The sequence below is a fragment of the Chlamydia psittaci 6BC genome (genome assembly GCF_000204255.1).
GTDB lineage: Bacteria > Chlamydiota > Chlamydiia > Chlamydiales > Chlamydiaceae > Chlamydia > Chlamydia psittaci.
Genome location: NC_017287.1, coordinates 1,067,688 through 1,085,655 on the forward strand (window position 1 = coordinate 1,067,688; position 17,968 = coordinate 1,085,655).

Consider the following 17,968-nt stretch of genomic DNA (forward strand, 5'->3'; position numbering starts at 1 on the left):
ATTTCTTTAGATTTAATTTTTTAGCTCTTATTATTTTCTCTATAATTATTCAAAACTTAGATTAATTGAGCTTATCATGCTACGGATTGCTATTTTAGGAAGACCCAATGTAGGGAAATCTTCTCTTTTCAATCGCATGTGCAAACGATCTTTAGCTATAGTCAACTCACAAGAAGGAACGACACGAGACCGACTATACGGAGAGATACGTGGATGGGGAATCCCTGTACAAGTCATCGATACTGGAGGAGTAGACAAAGATTCTGAAGATCACTTCCAAAAACATATTTACAAGCAAGCTTTAGCTGGAGCAAACGAAGCGGATATCTTACTGCTTGTCATTGATATCCGCTGCGGGATTACAGAATTAGATGCAGAGATTGCGAAACAACTTCTTTGCTTAAAAAAACCTTTGATCCTCGTCGCAAATAAAGCAGATACACTCAAAGACGAATACCGTATTCACGAACTATATAAAATAGGAATCTCTGATATTCTTGCTGTATCCGCAAGTCACGATAAACATATCGATAATCTTATACACAGAATTAAAACTCTCGCTAATGTTCCTGAAGTTGTTGAGGAGCCTGTAGAAGAAATTCATGAGGAAGAAGTTCCTGTCATGGAGTCTTTAGAAACCGAAGAGTTTCTAGCCGATTACGAAAACGAAGACTCCGACTTTTCCGTGTCTTCAGTGGAGGATAAACCCCTAAAAATTGCTCTTATAGGTCGTCCTAACGTCGGGAAGTCCTCGATCATTAACGCACTATTAAATGAAGAGCGTTGCATCATTGATAATATCCCTGGAACCACTCGTGACAATATCGATATTCTTTATTCTTATAATGACCGGTCGTATCTGTTTATAGACACTGCGGGTCTGAGAAAAATGAAAAGCGTGAAAAATTCTATAGAATGGATCTCTTCTTCTAGAACAGAAAAAGCTATAGCACGTGCAGATATTTGCTTACTCGTCATTGATGCTACGCATCACCTATCTTCTTATGATAAACGTATTCTTTCTCTGATATCTAAACAGAAAAAGCCCCACATCATTCTTGTTAACAAATGGGATTTGATTCAGGGCGTGCGCATGGAACATTATATTCGCGACTTACGCGCTACGGATGTTTATATTGGTCAATCAAAGATCCTTTGCATATCTGCAGCAACAAAACGCAACCTACGTCAGATCTTTTCATCTATTGATGAACTCCATAAAACCATATCTAATAAAGTCCCCACACCGGTAGTTAATAAAACACTCGCCTTAGCTCTGCAGAAACATCATCCTCAAGTAATTAATGGAAGAAGACTGCGTGTGTACTATGCTATTCATAAAACAGCAACACCCTTCCAGTTCTTACTATTTATTAATGCAAAATCATTATTAACTAAGCATTATGAGTGTTATTTAAAAAATACTTTAAAATCAGCATTTAATTTATACGGCGTTCCTTTTGATTTAGAATTTAAAGAAAAAACGAAAAGAACAAATTAATTTGTTTAAAAAATGAAATATTATTATTACAAAAATAATAATAACAAATTAATTATTTCTTGGAGACTTTAACCATGAACCATGATCGTTACGATATACCAGAAGCTGATTACCACCATTCACTTGATGAGCTTCTTTACCAATCAGAAGAGGCTTTCTCCTTAGACAAATACCAAGAGACTGGTGTCTATGTGGAAGAAGAAAAAGAAAATGGTGATCTCCTTATAGTGCTTGGAGAATCGATCTTGAAAGGCGTAATACGCCAATTCTATATTAGTGACGACAATCACGCCTACACTCGTAGTTGTCTAAATGGGGAATGGGACCTATGGTTCAATATTCCTCCAAAAACTATCGAAAGCACAACTTACGATTTTAACTCTTTATTAGAATCAGACTTCCTTCTCACTACAAATGTAGAAACATTTCTTAATGCCCCTAAAGATTTTCCGAAAGGATCGGAATCCTTAAATAACATTATCATTTGCATGACAACGCGTAATCGCGACCATCATGTACAATTTCTGATTGGGGATAATCACAGAACATTTTGGATACGTCACCACGATGCACAATCCTGGTCTGAGTGGTCCGTATTTATTTAAAACGATAAATTCATAAAGTAAGGGAAAAGGCTGGAAGCTAGCCCAGCCCTAAAGCTCTTGTTATTCGTCGTCAGAATCACTAATAACTGTTAATTCCAAAGGACCGAAATTGTCATTATTTTGGAAAGATGTGGCAACAACAGGCACCACGTTTTGAGGCCGTTGTTCTCTAGTCATCGTCAACTCTAAACGGAATAAATGCTTTACAATAGCGATACGAATATCTCGAATCAGACTTTCGAATAGTAAGAACGACTCATGTTTAAATTCGATAAGAGGATCTTTCTGACCGACAGTACGTAAACCTACTTCACTACGTAATAAATCCATATCGACAAGATGAATTTTCCATTGCTCATCGATATGCATAATCATGACCGAGCGTATAATATCTTTACAGATACCCTGAGCATCTACTTCATCCCCAGCTGCTTCTGTAATTTCCTGCACCATAGAAGCAAACTTATTCTGAAGAACTTCTATAAGATCATCAGCCACCTGTTCTGCAATGGCATCTATAGAATTCAATCTTTTCAATTCTTCAATATTCAACTGCAGAGGGAAAGAATAGTTCATCCATTCTTCTAGCTTAGGAAGAGAATTCCCTTTAGGATGATCACCGCTCATGATCAACGAAGCGATCATCAATGCAACATGATATATGGATTCCTTAGCTAAACTAAAGATATCTTCAGAGCGTAGAACATCATTACGAAAAGCATAGATCGTCTGCCTTTGCTTATTCATAACATCGTCATATTCAAGAGTATGCTTTCGAATAGTATAGTTTCTTGCCTCAACCCGTTTCTGTGCTGTTTCAATGAGCTTATTGAACATAGGATCCGACATAGCCTCTCCTTCAGGAGGACGGAAATGACGAATCAACGCATTTAACTTGGGAGATGCAAATAAACGCATCAAACGATCTTCAAAAGATAGGAAAAATTTAGCCGAACCAGGATCTCCTAAACGTGCACAACGCCCACGTAACTGCCTATCAATACGGCGTGACTGGTGCCGACTCGTACCAATAACATGAAGACCTCCAACAACTACAGCTTCTTCATCCAGCTTAATATCTGTACCACGACCAGCCATATTGGTGGCTACCGTCACAGCTCCTAGCTTTCCTGCTGCTGCAATAATCTCTGCTTCTTGAGCATGGTTTTTCGCATTTAAAACTGTATGTTCTATACGATTTTGTCTCAAAATACGAGAAAGCTTCTCAGAAACCTCTACAGACTCCGTTCCTATGAGAATGGGGTTCCCCACTGCATGTATACGGGCAATCTCCTTAACAATCGCGTGGTACTTTTCACGCTCTGTCATATAAAATTCGTCATTATGGTCTACACGCAAACATGCTTTAAACGTAGGAACCTGCAATACGTATAGATTATAAATCTCTTTAAACTCTTTAGACTCAGTAATCGCTGTTCCCGTCATACCCGCGAGTTTTTCATACAGACGGAAGAAATTCTGTAAGGTAACTGTAGCAAAAGTTTGTGATTCCTTACGGATAGTAACATGTTCTTTTGCTTCTATTGCTTGATGCAGTCCTTCGGAAAAACGACGACCTGGTTGTGGGCGGCCTGTATGTTCGTCAATGATGACAATTTGATCATTACGAACAATATAATCCACATCGCGTTCCATAAGAAGATGCGCTCTTAATAGTTGGCGCAAGCCATGAGCTCGAGCTTTTCTCCTGGTATCTTCTTCGGAAATTGCTATTTTTCTATTGATTTTGTCTGTCGGAGATAACGAATCGTCACTATCTATAAGAGCATATTCATGCCCCATGTCCATCATGACAAAATCTTCAGCAGAACCTCCAGCCTTATCCACCCACTGTTGCATGCCACGATCTGTCAATTCAAAATCATTATTATGTTCATCAACAATGATATAAAGCTGAGATAGCTTCTCTAAACTCTCTTCTTTATTTTGCTCAGCATGATAATAAGTATCCCATTTATCTATCATTGCTCGCAAATCAGGGTGTTCGCGTACTCTACGCAAAACACGGTTTAAAGGCATTCCCTTACTAACCAACCATAAGCTACGACAAAACTCAGAGATAGCTTCAATAACTTTTTTATCCTTAGGGAGGATATCCATATCCAAGAACAATTCTAGTCCCCGTCTCGCTTCAAGAGCTAACTGGTTACATAACTCCCTTTGTAACTGAACGAGGTCAGCAACTTTATCTTTAAGTTCGAAATAAACAGGATTATGTTTTTCCCCGGGCCCAGAAATAATTAAAGGGGTTCTAGCTTCATCAATTAAAATTGAATCCACTTCATCGATAATAGCAAAATAAAACCCACGACCGACCTGCTCATCAACAGAAGTTGCTATAGAATTATCTCTGAGATAATCAAACCCGAACTCTGATGCTGTACCGTAGACAACGTCACAACGATAAATTTCTTTTCTTTTTTCTAAAGGAGATCCAGATATCAATACTCCGGTAGTTAAACCTAACCAACGCAATATAGAGCCAACCCACTCACAGTCCCTTTGAGCAAGATAATCATTAACTGTGACTAAATGCACAGGCTTGCCTGTTAATGCATTTAAATATAGAGGCATAACAGCAGTGAGAGTTTTCCCCTCTCCTGTCTGCATCTCAGTTATAAAGCCCTTGTGCATAGCTATAGCACCAAGAACTTGCACATCATAGGGAACCATGTCCCAATTTTGATGATAACCTGATACTTCTACAGGAGTTCCTGTTAAACGCCTGCACACGTTTTTAACTACGGCATAAGCCTCGGGAAGCATATCATCTAAGGATTCGCCTTCCTGATAACGCTTTTTTAACTCTACTGTTTTATTACGTAACTCCTCATCAGACAAAGGAGCTAGCATCTCATCATAGAGGTTTACCTTATCCACAAGTTTTTGAAATTTTTTTAAGGTGCGCTCTTGAGAAGATCCAAAGAAACGTTTAAGAAAATCTAACATACGTCGCTTAATTTAATATAATTGCTTGGAAAATAATCTATTAATTCCTACGAAAACTCATCTGCTAATACCATACTCGATTATGGTGAATAAAAGGAACAAAAGTTCCCTCTCTTATATTCTTCTTTCTCCAGAAAAGGAGGCAAAAAACTTTTATCATAAAGATAGAGAAATAAAAAAAGAATTTAAGCAGCAAGTAGCGTATCTACTTCTACAACATGCTGATGATTCAAAGGTAGCTTTCGGCGTAAATTACGCATAATTTGCGAACGACGCTTCTTTTGCTGCAAAGACACATCTTGACCTGACAAAAATGCTTGTATTTCATAAGCAGTGTCAAAATTCCCTGAACGAGCCTCACAAGCACTCAATAATTCTAAAGTTTCTGAGGAATGATTGAGCTGTACAGCCTTTTTTGCGTACTCTAAACCAGCTTCTGCTGTCACTATTGATGCATATCCAACTCCTGACAGCCAGGCTAAAGCTTTGCATGCCGTAGGACAATCAGGGAACTTCTGAATCACTTTAAGGTACATCTTCTCAGCATCAGAATATTTCTTTAAACAACATAAACTAAAGCCGTAACCCAAACTACATTGCCAATCCTCAGCATATGTACAACATTGAAATGCTAAACCCCAGCAATATTCAGCTAGATGGTGATCACCTTGATCCATAGCTGCTAAAGCAGCGTGCTTCATCAACAAAGCATCTCCTCGGGACCACAAATCACTGCTTTGATAAATAAGCAGAGCTTTTTTAGATCGCCCTTGTTTTTGTTCACATAAACCGATGTTGAATAGAGACTCCTCTCTATAAGCCGGCTCTGACAATAACTTGCGAAATAGCTTCCCAGCTTCTAAATAATTACCACAAATACGAGAAGAGTGAGCCAAATTATAGATAACTTTTAAAGGGCACGGACCTAAAGTATAGGCACGATTATAAAACTCTATAGCGTCTTGGTACCGCTTAGATATAAAATAAATATCTCCAACAGTAATGTAGGTCTCTTGATGGGATAGCGGAGAAATCCACGGTTCAATTACACTACACGCAGCATCTAAGTCCCCGACATGCACTAAAGCTGATGCATACTTCGCGGCATCTTGTTCTTCAAATATCTCTTTCGAAACTAAAGAAAAGGCGTGACACGATTCTTTATACGCACCATGACGGTACGCTTTGTAGGCAATCTCTAACAAAAATTGAGGCCCACGTAAATTTAACCTTCGTGCTTCGTCTAATAGTTTTTCTACCTCGTCAAAACGACTCAAATTGCGAAGAATACGCATGTAGTCAAATAAACACTGACGACGGTAACAACGTTTTTTTAAGATGGGTAAGAGTTTTTGTTCTGCGACAGACCATTCCTTCAGCTCCATGCTCAGATGAACTTCTCGAATCACCTGAACTGCGTAACGACGGAAACGGGAAACGTGACAATAGACTTTAAAAACTAAAGCTGTTGTCAAACTTGCAACTAAAGCCCATAGGATGACTAGCCACATAATTCGCCAACTCTCTCTTTTCTCTCTCTTTGCAATACCAAAAAAAACCTTTAAAGTCTTTAAAATTATTCTCTCAAAGAACGCCCTAAAGATTGTCCCATAAGGCAACGCGTTTCCAATCCCATGCGCGAATTTTTCAATAAATCTGCGTCAAATTGCACAGATCCCGGCTGAAACAACACAATAACAGTAGATCCGCCTATCTCAAAAAAGCCTTTCTCATCACCTTTAGAATACTTTTCCCCAGGTTTGTAGGTTTGAATAATAGAGCCAACATTTAATGCCCCTACTTCTAGGTAAAGTACATCTCCAAAAGCCTCCGTTTTCAGCTCAGTTAGTGTACGCTTATTTTCACAAAAAATATTAAAATTATCTTTTAATGCCATCGGATGTACAGAAAATAAATACCCGTTGATAATGCGCGTTGGCCCCGGCAAACAATCTACTGGAAAGTGGAAACGATGGTAGTCAAAAAGGGCTAAACGGGCAAAAACCACACTGCCGGAAGCATATTTTTCAACAAGTTTATGGTCTCCTAAAAGTTTTGAAAGAGAAAAGCGCTTCGATTTAACAACGAATTCTCCAAATTCCGCTATGTTCGGATAAATCAGATAGGCACCATCTACAGGCGTCACACAGATATTGTCTCCTTGAGCAATTGGTCGCGCTTCAGGGAGGAGCTCTCTAGTAAAAAAATCATTGAAAGAGGAAAACTCGGAAAGAGATTTTTTGAAGTCTTTTGTGTTGATATGATTTTTCTTTACAAATCCGGGGATTTTTCTACGTGTCCAAGAACGTTTTTGAATCCAACCATAGATACGTGACAGGATTGGAGATCTAGATAATAGCGTGGAGAGTCTTTTTCCTAATTTAGAGCTATATAGAAACGTCATAGTTTTTTCATAACATACAAATTCCGTCACTCTTTGATTAGTTAAACGATCAATATACTGCAGTTTCTTCACTTGTCCTCGACCTATGAGATCAAAACAGGCGACTATAGAAAGTTATTAAAAATATTCCAAACTAATTAAATAGAAATCGTTAAAAAACCTGCCTACATCTTTAATGGAGAACCTGATATCCTAACTCTCAAGTTAGTTTTATTTTCATCCATTTTCATGATTAAAAACGATACTATTGCTGCCATAGCCACACCTCCCGGAGAAGGAAGTATTGCCATTGTCCGTGTATCGGGACCAGAAGCTATTCAAATCACAGACAAAATTTTCTCCGGGTCCGTACCGTCTTTTTCTTCCCACACAGCACATCTAGGCACGGTAAGTTACAATGGCCAGCAGATCGATCAAACTCTTTTATTAATCATGCGAGCTCCGCGTTCATTCACGGGGGAAGATGTGATCGAACTCCAGTGTCATGGAGGCTATTTTTCCTGCTCCCAAATCTTAGCAGCTTTGATAGCCGAAGGAGCTCGCCCTGCTCTCCCTGGAGAATTTTCTCAACGCGCATTTCTCAATGGAAAAATTGATCTTATTCAAGCAGAAGCTATTCAAAATATTATTGCTGCTGATAGTTTAGACGCCTTTCATATAGCGCAGAACCATTTCCAAGGACACTTCTCAAAGAAAGTTCAACAAATTTCTTCGTTGATTATCGAGTCTCTAGCCTTTATTGAAGTTCTTGCGGATTTCCCCGAAAAAGAACAGCCAGATATGGAGGACCCGCTGCATCGACTAAATGAGGCGATTTTGATCATCGAAGACCTCATTGCTAGTTTTGATCAAGGGCAAAAGATTGCTCAAGGAACGAGTATTATATTGGCAGGCCACCCTAATGCAGGAAAATCTTCTCTTCTTAACGCTCTAACTAATAAAAATCGCGCCATCGTTACGGATATCCCCGGAACTACAAGAGATATATTAGAAGAAACCTGGATGTTACAAGGGAAACGTATTCGACTTATCGACTCTGCAGGACAACGAGAAACCAATAATCCTATAGAACAAGAAGGTATTGAGCGGGCACTTGCTGCTATGGAAGAGTCCGAGGCAATTCTTTGGGTTATGGATGTCACTCAACCTCCACCACCTCTTCCAGAAATCTTAATGCGAAAACCCTCCCTCCTTCTTTGGAACAAATCCGATCTTGGAACACCCCCTCATATTGAAACTACCTTGCCCCAATTAGCTGTCTCAGCAAAAACAGGGGAAGGTATTTTTGAGCTCAAACAATTTATCCAAAAATGGATGCAAAAACAACAGTTGGGCAAGAATGCAAAAGTCTTTCTTGTTTCTTCGCGCCATCATACAATACTACAACAGATGCGCACATATTTGCTCTCAGCTCAGGAAGGACTGCAGCATCAATTCCCCCCTGAGTTCATTGCTTTAGAATTAAGACAAGCTCTTCAGACTACAGGGAATCTTTCTGGATCTGAAATTAACGAAACGATACTGGGAGAAATTTTTAGCAGGTTTTGTATTGGGAAATAGAGATTGCATTAAAAATTTTATTCTTTCCACTTTAGACGAGCTCTTCCCTGATCCACAACCGTCATTAACGGGGTGGAGAACTCCGTTTCAACTCCTTGTTGCTATTTTACTTTCAGGAAATTCTACCGATAAAGCTGTAAATGCTGTAACCCCCAGGTTGTTCTCCCTGGCTCCTGATGCGCAGACTTTAGTGCAACTGCCCTTAGAAAACTTATACTCCCTAATCTCGCCTTGCGGCCTCGGCAGGAGAAAAGCTGCCTACTTACATAATTTAGCGAAGATATTGTTAGAAAAATACACTGGGGAACCCCCGGCTTCTCTAGAGCTACTAACACAATTGCCAGGAGTGGGAAGGAAAACTGCATCTGTTTTTTTAGGAATTATTTATAAAATACCGACCTTTCCCGTAGATACGCATATCTTAAGATTATCCCAACGTTGGGGAATCTCTAATAAACGAAGTCCTTCAGCAGCCGAAAAAGATCTCGTTCTTTTTTTCGGAGAATCTAATTCTCCAAAACTCCATTTACAACTCATCTATTACGCCAGAGAGTACTGCCCTGCTCTCTACCACGACACAAACAAATGCAAAATATGTGCGTATTTAACCAGAAGATCTTATGAAAAAAAAAACAAACAAAACCCCTTAAGAAATAATATGTTCTGTTTTTAAAAATAGAAAGAGTTTCGTATAAAGTTTTTCCTCTGTATATGTCGTGAATGAAATTTACTTTGCTTTCTAACGTAGAAATCTTTTAGACTGGGCACCTACTTACTACCTCGATATCGCAATTTTTTAATATAATGAATAAAAACGCTTCTAATAGGGCTAGTTCTAAAAAAGAGCTCTCTGTTTGGTCGATAGGAGGCTCTATTTTCGCCATGTTCTTTGGAGCGGGCAATATAGTATTCCCACTAGCCTTGGGTTATCATTACCACGCTCATCCTTGGCTTGCTTGTTTCGGCATGATCCTCAGTGCTGTCTGCGTTCCCTTACTGGGCTTATTCAGTATGTTATTGTATTCCGGAGATTATAAAGCTTTTTTTTCTTCCATTGGAAAAATGCCCGGAATGTTTTTCATCATAGCAATTTTATGTTTGATAGGTCCTTTTGGAGGGATACCTAGAGCGATCGCTGTTTCGCATGCCACTTTAGTATCTCTATCGGATTCAAAAACAACATTCATTCCTAATCTTCCTATTTTTAGTTTGATTTGTTGTATTTTGATTTATCTATTTGCTTGCAAACTCAGTAAACTTATCCAATGGTTGGGTTCTGTATTTTTCCCAGTGATGTTAGTGACTCTCATTTGGATAATCTTTAAAGGATTAATCATTCCTGCAAATCCTAGCTTTATGGAATCAGTAAGCTCCAAACAAGCATGGTCAGCAGGAATTATAGAGGGCTTCAATACTATGGACCTTCTTGCAGCCTTCTTCTTTTGCTCTATTGTTGTAATTTCTATAAGGCAACTGCTAGAAAATGGAGAGGCTAGTGATGAAACACCTTTAAACTTTCAAAAAATCAATAAAAAAGACAAACGCACTTTAGGTTTAGCTTTTGCTTTAGCTGCAGCACTTCTTGGATTAATTTATCTAGGATTTGCGTTGTGTGCTTCTCGGCACGCAGGCTTGCTAGCCCATGTAAGTAAAGGACAAATTCTAGGAAGAATTTCTGCTATTGCTCTCGGACCAAATAGTTTATTAACCGGTGTATGTGTGTTTGTAGCTTGCTTAACGACAGAGATAGCTTTAGTTGGGATCTTTGCTGACTTTTTAGCCCGCATCATCTCATCAAAAAGAATGACGTACTCTAATGCAGTAATTTTCACTCTGATACCCTCATACCTAATTTCTATTTTAAACTTCGAAAATATCAGTCTCCTTCTATTACCTTTACTACAGCTAAGTTATCCTGCATTAATCGCTTTGACTTGCGGAAGTATTGCTTATAAGTTGTGGAATTTCCGACACGTCCAAGCTTTGTTTTATTTAACCCTCTCTCTTACAATCGTTTTACGGTTGGTGAGTTGAGTTAACGCTTGTATTTGCTAACTAGCATAAAGTTATGGTTTTAAACGCTTTAGCTGGCTTTCGTCAAACAGCGATGGATTACCTCGCTACGAATCGCCACGACATTGCTTTAGATTTTTCTGGAGATTGTTACAATATCCGAATTCCTGATGAAGATTCTCCTGATGGAGATTGGGTCAGCACGTTAAAATTCAGTAACATTGACAATCTGACCTTTGCCTCATGCAGCTGCCCTGATGGGGATTGTTGTGTTCATTTGATGACAGCGTTCTTCTCTGCTTATGATGCACACGGATGGTTGCCCCTACACCATAAATTTAACTTATCTTTCTGGTATGCGCTATTCCTTAAGTTATTCACAGAAGGAGCGCGGCTACACGCCGATGGTGATAAACACTATTCTATAGCATCTTCTCATGTCTCTTTAGAGATTTCCGCACTGTCTCCCGAAGCTTTTACAGAATGGTTGCCTATCGTCCATCAATCTGCAGAACCTAACATCGCTACAGAGAAAACCTTCCTACAATCTGCCCTATATCGTATAGCAAAACGCTTCTTTTTCTTCGCTGAAGCAGGAGCAAAATTAGATCTTATTGAAAACAATCAAGGATTCCCTACGCAATTTTCTCTACAATGGCAAGGGATCTCTCTAAAAGGAGAAATTCTTGATTTCGCTACTTTAGAATCCCTATTTCCTAAGATCAATTTCGCACAAACGTCTCTTCCTGGAAATTACCAAGATTTCTCCGTCACAAAAGTGCGTGTCGCTCCTGAAGAATCTAAAATATATTTCACAATCAACCCTGTACAACAGGATGATAAAAATCAGACTGTAACAAAACTGGGTTCCGTCGGCTATGTAGCAGGATCTCAACTGGTAATTTTGCCTCCACAAGAAACTTCTGTTTCCATCTATGTACTTTCCCTGCTTCCCGCAACATTGAAAAAACAGATACTCTCTCTACTACATTATGACGCTGAGAAACGCCCTATCCGCTACTCTATCCATTTCTTAAGGGATTCTTCTTTATCTTTTTCAGCATATTTAGAGTCCCCTGGCGATTTAGAAAATGGGGAATTAATCTACCCGGATTTTTGCTATGTACCCGAAAGAGGACTATTCACAATAGAGGGACTACTTTCTCCTCAAGTCTCCTTTATTATTAAAGCAGATCAAGTTGAAGAGTTTTTAAATAACGAGGGTTCGTTAATTCGAGAACCAGGATTCGAAGTATTTACTAACCAAGTTCCTGAAGGGCAACTCACCTATAACATTACACAACAAGGCGTTCTGTTATTCCATTACAATACAGGTAATCCTGCTTCTATCGACATTCATTATGGTCCTTGGACATATTACTCAGGGCAAGGCTTCTTCTTACAAAGAAAAGCTGATCTAGAGATTCAAGATGGTTTAATCGTAGAGGCCGACCAAATTCCTAGCTTCATCATGAAGCATGAGGTTGTGTTAAGGACTATTCCTAACTTCTTTGCTCCTACACCACCATTAAAAAATCTCTTTTTTGAAGTACATAAAGAAACTAAGGGGTCTGGGTTATATTTAAAACCAGTATTTCAAGGACTCGAAGAAGAAAATTATCGATTATTTGGCGTTTTCCTTTATCGAGAAAATCTTGGATTTAACTTACTTCCAACTCCTTTACAGTCATTATGTTCTCTACCAAAGAAAATTCCTCCAGAACAAGTCCCTGACTTTATTAATCAGAATTTCCAAAACGATAAGCTTGTATTTGTAGATCCTCAGCTTCGCCTACCTGAAACTTTTGAGCTTGTCATACGATCCATAACACGTCCTCACCCATCCTCTCCTTTGCATTTGCAGTTAGAACTCAAAACAAACATCGGTTCTATACCTTTAGGTACGGTACTACAAGCCCTAAAAAATAAAAGAGCTTTTGCTTTTACTAAGGCAGGTTTCTTAAATTTCCAACACTGCCTATTCCAATTTTTAAAACAATTCATTGCTTCTCAAAAGTGTCTCATCCCTGAAAACACCGTAATAGCGACAGTCACTGATATTTTTAAATTGGATGCTTTAGCTCCGTTATCTACTCATGAAAAAATTCAAGCCAGTGAATCTGATCTAGCTTTCTTCTCACAACTTAAAGCGGCATGTCTTCCTCCTATTCCACAAAGCCTGTTCTCTACGGATCACAAGCTGCGCCCGTACCAAAACAGCGGCTTATTATGGTTATGGTTCTTGTACAACCACCGTCTATCTGGATTACTTTGTGATGAGATGGGATTAGGGAAAACACACCAAGCTACAGCTCTATTAGATATTGTTTTCCAATCTGCAGAACCTACAGAACGTCCCAAGTTTCTTGTTGTTTGTCCAACAAGTGTTCTTCCTCACTGGGAACACACATTAGCAACGCATTTGCCTACAGTAAGTATTTTTTCTTTTCATGGTCCGAATAAACCTGAACATCTGCCTCCTGCCGATGTGATTATCACCTCATATGGCACTCTAAGGCAAAATTACGCCAAGTTTTACAAGCTTTCATTTACCGTCACGGTATTCGATGAAATTCATATGGCTAAAAACAAAAATAGCCAAATTCACAAGATTCTTTGTCGATTGGACTCCCAAATGAAATTGGGTTTAACAGGTACCCCTATAGAAAATAACCTTCTAGAGTTTAAGGGTCTCTTAGATATCATTCTCCCCAACTACCTCCTATCAGATGCTTTATTTAAAAAGCTCTTCACAAAAAAGCATACTGCTGAAGTAGATGATGAAATTATCCCTTCTCAGGATTTGTTATTAAAATTAACGCGGCCTTTCATCTTAAGAAGAACGAAAAAACTTGTTCTTCCTGAGCTTCCTGAAAAAGTAGAGTCGATTATTCCTTGCACTTTGTCTCCAGAACAGAAGAAGTTGTATCTATCTACATTGAAAAGAGAAAAAGCGCAAATTCAACAACTGGAATCTCCAGAAGAACAAACAGTCAACTACCTCCACGTATTTGCATTGTTGAATCACTTAAAACAAATTTGTAACCATCCTGCGATTTTCTTTAAAAATCCTGATAAATACAGAGAACACGAGTCAGGGAAATGGGAGGCTTTTGTACGTCTTCTCCATGATTCATTATCATCGGGCTATAAGGTTGTTGTCTTTTCACAATACATTCACATGATTCGCATTATCATGTTGTATCTTGAAGAGATCGGGGTGAAATATGCCTCTATTCAAGGGAAATCCTTAAATAGAAAAGAGGAAATAGAATACTTCACTACAGATCCAGAGTGTCGCGTATTCGTAGGTTCGTTACTCGCAGCAGGAACAGGAATTAACCTCACTGCTGGAAATGTCGTCATTATGTACGACCGTTGGTGGAACCCTGCCAAAGAAAATCAAGCTTTGGATCGTGTCCATAGAATAGGACAGAAAAATACTGTATTTATTTATAAACTCATGACTGAGGATACGTTAGAAGAACGTATCCACTACCTGATTGAAAAGAAAATTCGTCTATTAGACAAGGTGATTTCTACTCAAGATTCGAACATTCTCCACATGTTAAATCGAGAAGACCTCATTACCATTCTATCATACAAAGACGAACATGGTGGAGTCGATACTACAAGCAACACCTCAGAAGAAGATGAAGCATCTCTATTCTAAAATTAGGGAAAATTGCAAAAATTTACTGAGAAAGCTTTAAGTAGCCCCGATAAGTAAATACAGCGCCTAAAAGTCCATAAATATAGGCACGATTTTTAGGCCACGTCACAGTCAGTCCAGCATCCGTAGCAAATAACAGGATAACCATAGCAAAGACAAGAAGCCCTGCTCCTAAAAATAGCGCAACAAGTGGCCAATGCTGTAACCAACTCCAATCAGATTCAGATTGTTCGGTAGGCTTTTGGAAAGTATTTTGATCACTAAGAACAGCTTCCCAATCTTCTGAAGAAACAGCAAAAAGATCTTCAGATTCTCCCTTTGCAGAGCCTTCTGGGAAAGAAATGTGACATGAAGAAAATCCTCCTGAAGCTACTGGAGGATCTTGAAGGAATGCACTGCAATACGGACACTGGGGCATGTGCATGGATACGCTACCTTCACACTTCCAACACGTGCGCTGCATCTCTGCTTCTTTAGCAAATGGCATGGCAACCTACCTTCCCCAACCTAGGGCTTAATACAAAGAAACAGAAAGTTTCTTCTATGTCAATTTGTACGCATTACAGATAATTACAGTACATAACTTAAATTATAATTTCTATTGGGAAAAAATCAATGCTGAAAATTAATCTTTAGATCTAGAATAAGCAAAAAGCTCCTCATAAAATAATACTAAGACCTAGCGTCTTAAAAAACATCTTCTTAAGGACTTTTAAATTTCGATACTTACGAGAATTGGGAATAAAATATGAGTACAGATTTTGACTGTGTTGTTATTGGTGCTGGACCTGGCGGTTATGTTGCAGCAATTACTGCTGCGCAACAAGGATTAAAGACAGCACTTATTGAAGAACAACAAGCCGGAGGGACATGTTTAAATCGTGGTTGTATTCCATCTAAAGCCCTATTAGTAGGTGCAGGAATTGTTTCTCAAATTAAACATGCAAAGCAATTTGGGATACATATTGACGGCTATTCCGTAGACTATCCCGCAATGGTTCAAAGAAAAAATTCGGTCATCAATGGAATACGTCAAGGATTAGAAGGTCTAATACGAAGTAATAAAATTACTGTATTGAATGGTCGAGGATCGCTAATCTCATCCACAGAGGTAAGAGTAAAAGGTCAAGATACTTCGGTAATTAAAAGTAAGTATATTATCATAGCTACAGGTTCAGAATCTCGTCCTTTCCCCGGTGTGCCATTTTCATCTCGCATTCTATGTTCTACGGGCATTTTAAACCTTACAGAACTTCCTAAAAAACTCGCTATTATCGGTGGTGGTGTCATTGGTTGTGAATTTGCCTCCCTATTTAATACTTTAGGAGTAGAAATCACTATCATAGAAGTCGCGGATCAGATCCTTTCGGTAAATAACGCGGATATTTCCAAAACAATGTTCGACAAATTCTCACGGCAAGGAATCCGCATCATCACGAAAGCTTCTATCAATGCACTTGAAGATATTGGAGATCGTGTAAGACTCACTGTAAACGAACAAACAGAAGAATATGATTATGTTCTCGTCGCGATCGGACGTCAATTCAACACTACGGATATAGGTTTAGATAACGCAGGGGTCATTCGCGATGACCGTGGTGTTATCCCTGTAGATGAGACTATGAGAACCAATGTCACGAATATTTTCGCTATTGGAGATATCACAGGAAAATGGTTACTTGCTCATGTTGCCTCTCATCAGGGGATTGTCGCAGGGAAAAATGCTGCAGGTCATAATGAAATTATGGATTATTCTGCAGTGCCTGCAGTCATTTTCACCTTCCCCGAAGTTGCTATGGTAGGTCTTTCTTTAGAAGCCGCACAACAACAAGGCATTCCTGCGAAACTAACAAAGTTTCCTTTCAAAGCTATTGGGAAAGCTGTTGCCATGGCAGAGGCTGACGGTTTTGCAGCTATCATCAGCCACGAGACTACACAACAGATTCTAGGTGCTTATGTTGTCGGTCCACACGCAGCATCATTAATTGCAGAAATGACCCTTGCTGTATGTAATGAACTGACATTACCTTGTATCTATGAAACTATACACGCTCATCCAACACTTGCTGAAGTTTGGGCTGAGAATGCGTTATTAGCAACAAATCACCCTCTTCATTTACCTCCTCAAAGACTATGAATGATACTCCTAACGAAATACAAAAACCCCAACAAGGCAAGCGTCTCTCAGAACGTTTCCCTAAATGGTTAAGGCAAGTTTTACCTAAAGGCTCTGTCTTTGACTATACCGACAAAACTATAAAACGTACTGGCATGGCTACGGTATGCGAGGAAGCGCTTTGCCCTAATCGTACTCGCTGCTGGTCAAGAAAAACAGCAACGTACTTAGCTTTAGGAGATGCTTGTACTCGACGTTGTGGATTTTGTAATATCGATTTCACAAAGAAACCCCTACCTCCAGATCCTGATGAACCTAGAAAAATAGCAGAATCAGCAAAGATCCTTCAGCTTAAGCATATCGTATTAACTATGGTAGCTCGCGATGACCTAGAAGATGGAGGGGCGAGTTGTTTAGTACGTATTATTGATACTCTTCATCAAGAGCTCCCTGAATCTACTATAGAAATGCTTGCTTCCGACTTCCAAGGAAATGTCGATGCTTTGCATACCCTGCTAGATTCAGGATTAACCATTTATAATCACAACGTTGAAACTGTCGAACGTCTCACGCCTATGGTGCGACATAAAGCCACGTACCGGCGTTCTTTATTTATGTTAGAGCAAGCTGCGTTATACCTCCCAGATCTTAAAATCAAATCAGGAATCATGGTAGGTCTCGGAGAACAAGAAAGCGAAGTAAAACAAACATTAAAGGATCTTGCAAATCATGGTGTAAGTATCGTCACCATAGGACAGTATTTACGTCCTTCAAGATTACACATACCAGTAAAAAGCTATGTGACTCCTGAGACTTTTGATTACTACCGGAGAGTAGGAGAATCTTTAGGCCTCTTTGTTTATGCAGGGCCTTTCGTAAGATCCAGCTTCAATGCTGATATTGTTTTAAACGATATAGCAAATAAACAATCTGCAAGAGCAAAAAGCTAGAACTCATGTGCATTTCTGCTTCACTTTCTTAAAAGCGCTTGCGTTTTTAAAAGGCTTTTGTAGATCTAAATTTGTACAGCTATAACTACATATTAAAGAACTTTTGTGATCTCATGTTGATAGAAATCAAAAACATATTTAATGTTTAATGTTCACGATTGGCACTAATCCCCCCT

Annotated in this window: 12 protein-coding genes; 8 read left to right on the forward strand and 4 right to left on the reverse strand. The window is 39.0% G+C overall.

What is annotated here, in order from left to right:
• Positions 1-76 precede the first annotated feature (76 nt).
• Together der and G5O_RS09770 are read left to right on the forward strand one after the other, a co-directional pair.
• Complete coding sequence (gene der, locus G5O_RS09765; protein ID WP_006343581.1) at positions 77-1,501, forward strand: ribosome biogenesis GTPase Der; 1,425 nt, start codon at positions 77-79, stop codon at positions 1,499-1,501.
• A 74-nt stretch (positions 1,502-1,575) separates the two neighbouring features.
• Positions 1,576-2,106 carry a hypothetical protein gene (locus G5O_RS09770; protein ID WP_006343582.1) on the forward strand — a complete coding sequence of 177 codons (531 nt, stop codon included), beginning with the start codon at positions 1,576-1,578 and terminating at the stop codon, positions 2,104-2,106.
• Between the two features lie 60 nt (positions 2,107-2,166).
• Here G5O_RS09770 and secA read toward each other — a convergent pair whose 3' ends face one another.
• From secA to G5O_RS09785, 3 genes are all read right to left on the reverse strand, one after another.
• A complete protein-coding gene (secA, locus tag G5O_RS09775) occupies positions 2,167-5,076 on the reverse strand; it encodes a preprotein translocase subunit SecA (RefSeq protein ID WP_006343583.1) in 2,910 nt (969 codons plus the stop codon).
• Between the two features lie 185 nt (positions 5,077-5,261).
• Positions 5,262-6,587, reverse strand: a complete 1,326-nt coding sequence (locus G5O_RS09780) for a tetratricopeptide repeat protein (RefSeq protein ID WP_006343584.1) — start codon at positions 6,585-6,587, stop codon at positions 5,262-5,264.
• Positions 6,588-6,652: 65 nt separating this feature from the next.
• The gene (locus tag G5O_RS09785) at positions 6,653-7,552 is read right to left on the reverse strand and encodes a phosphatidylserine decarboxylase (RefSeq protein ID WP_006343585.1); all 900 of its coding nucleotides are present in this window, start codon (positions 7,550-7,552) and stop codon (positions 6,653-6,655) included.
• Between the two features lie 156 nt (positions 7,553-7,708).
• Between G5O_RS09785 and mnmE the strand changes: the two genes are divergently transcribed.
• The 4 genes from mnmE to G5O_RS09805 all read left to right on the forward strand — a co-directional run bounded on the left by mnmE (position 7,709) and on the right by G5O_RS09805 (position 14,726).
• Positions 7,709-9,040, forward strand: a complete 1,332-nt coding sequence (gene mnmE, locus G5O_RS09790; protein WP_006343586.1) for a tRNA uridine-5-carboxymethylaminomethyl(34) synthesis GTPase MnmE — start codon at positions 7,709-7,711, stop codon at positions 9,038-9,040.
• Positions 9,030-9,713: an endonuclease III domain-containing protein gene (locus G5O_RS09795; protein WP_013747403.1), complete on the forward strand. Its 684-nt coding sequence runs from the start codon at positions 9,030-9,032 to the stop codon at positions 9,711-9,713. Before mnmE ends, G5O_RS09795 begins: the two co-directional genes overlap by 11 nt.
• Positions 9,714-9,844: 131 nt before the next feature.
• The gene (gene brnQ, locus G5O_RS09800) at positions 9,845-11,074 is read left to right on the forward strand and encodes a branched-chain amino acid transport system II carrier protein (RefSeq protein ID WP_013462751.1); all 1,230 of its coding nucleotides are present in this window, start codon (positions 9,845-9,847) and stop codon (positions 11,072-11,074) included.
• Between the two features lie 34 nt (positions 11,075-11,108).
• A complete protein-coding gene (locus G5O_RS09805) occupies positions 11,109-14,726 on the forward strand; it encodes a DEAD/DEAH box helicase (RefSeq protein WP_006343590.1) in 3,618 nt (1,205 codons plus the stop codon).
• Between the two features lie 22 nt (positions 14,727-14,748).
• Here the strand turns inward: G5O_RS09805 and G5O_RS09810 are convergent, their stop codons facing one another.
• Positions 14,749-15,213: a phage holin family protein gene (locus tag G5O_RS09810; RefSeq protein ID WP_006343591.1), complete on the reverse strand. Its 465-nt coding sequence runs from the start codon at positions 15,211-15,213 to the stop codon at positions 14,749-14,751.
• 261 nt (positions 15,214-15,474) lie between these two features.
• Here G5O_RS09810 and lpdA point away from each other — a divergent pair, with 261 nt between their 5' ends.
• Entirely contained in the window at positions 15,475-16,863 is a 1,389-nt protein-coding gene (gene lpdA, locus G5O_RS09815; protein ID WP_006343592.1) for a dihydrolipoyl dehydrogenase, read from the forward strand.
• Positions 16,860-17,792, forward strand: coding sequence for a lipoyl synthase (gene lipA, locus G5O_RS09820; protein ID WP_006343593.1), 933 nt, complete (start codon positions 16,860-16,862; stop codon positions 17,790-17,792). Before lpdA ends, lipA begins: the two co-directional genes overlap by 4 nt.
• Positions 17,793-17,968: the final 176 nt, after the last annotated feature.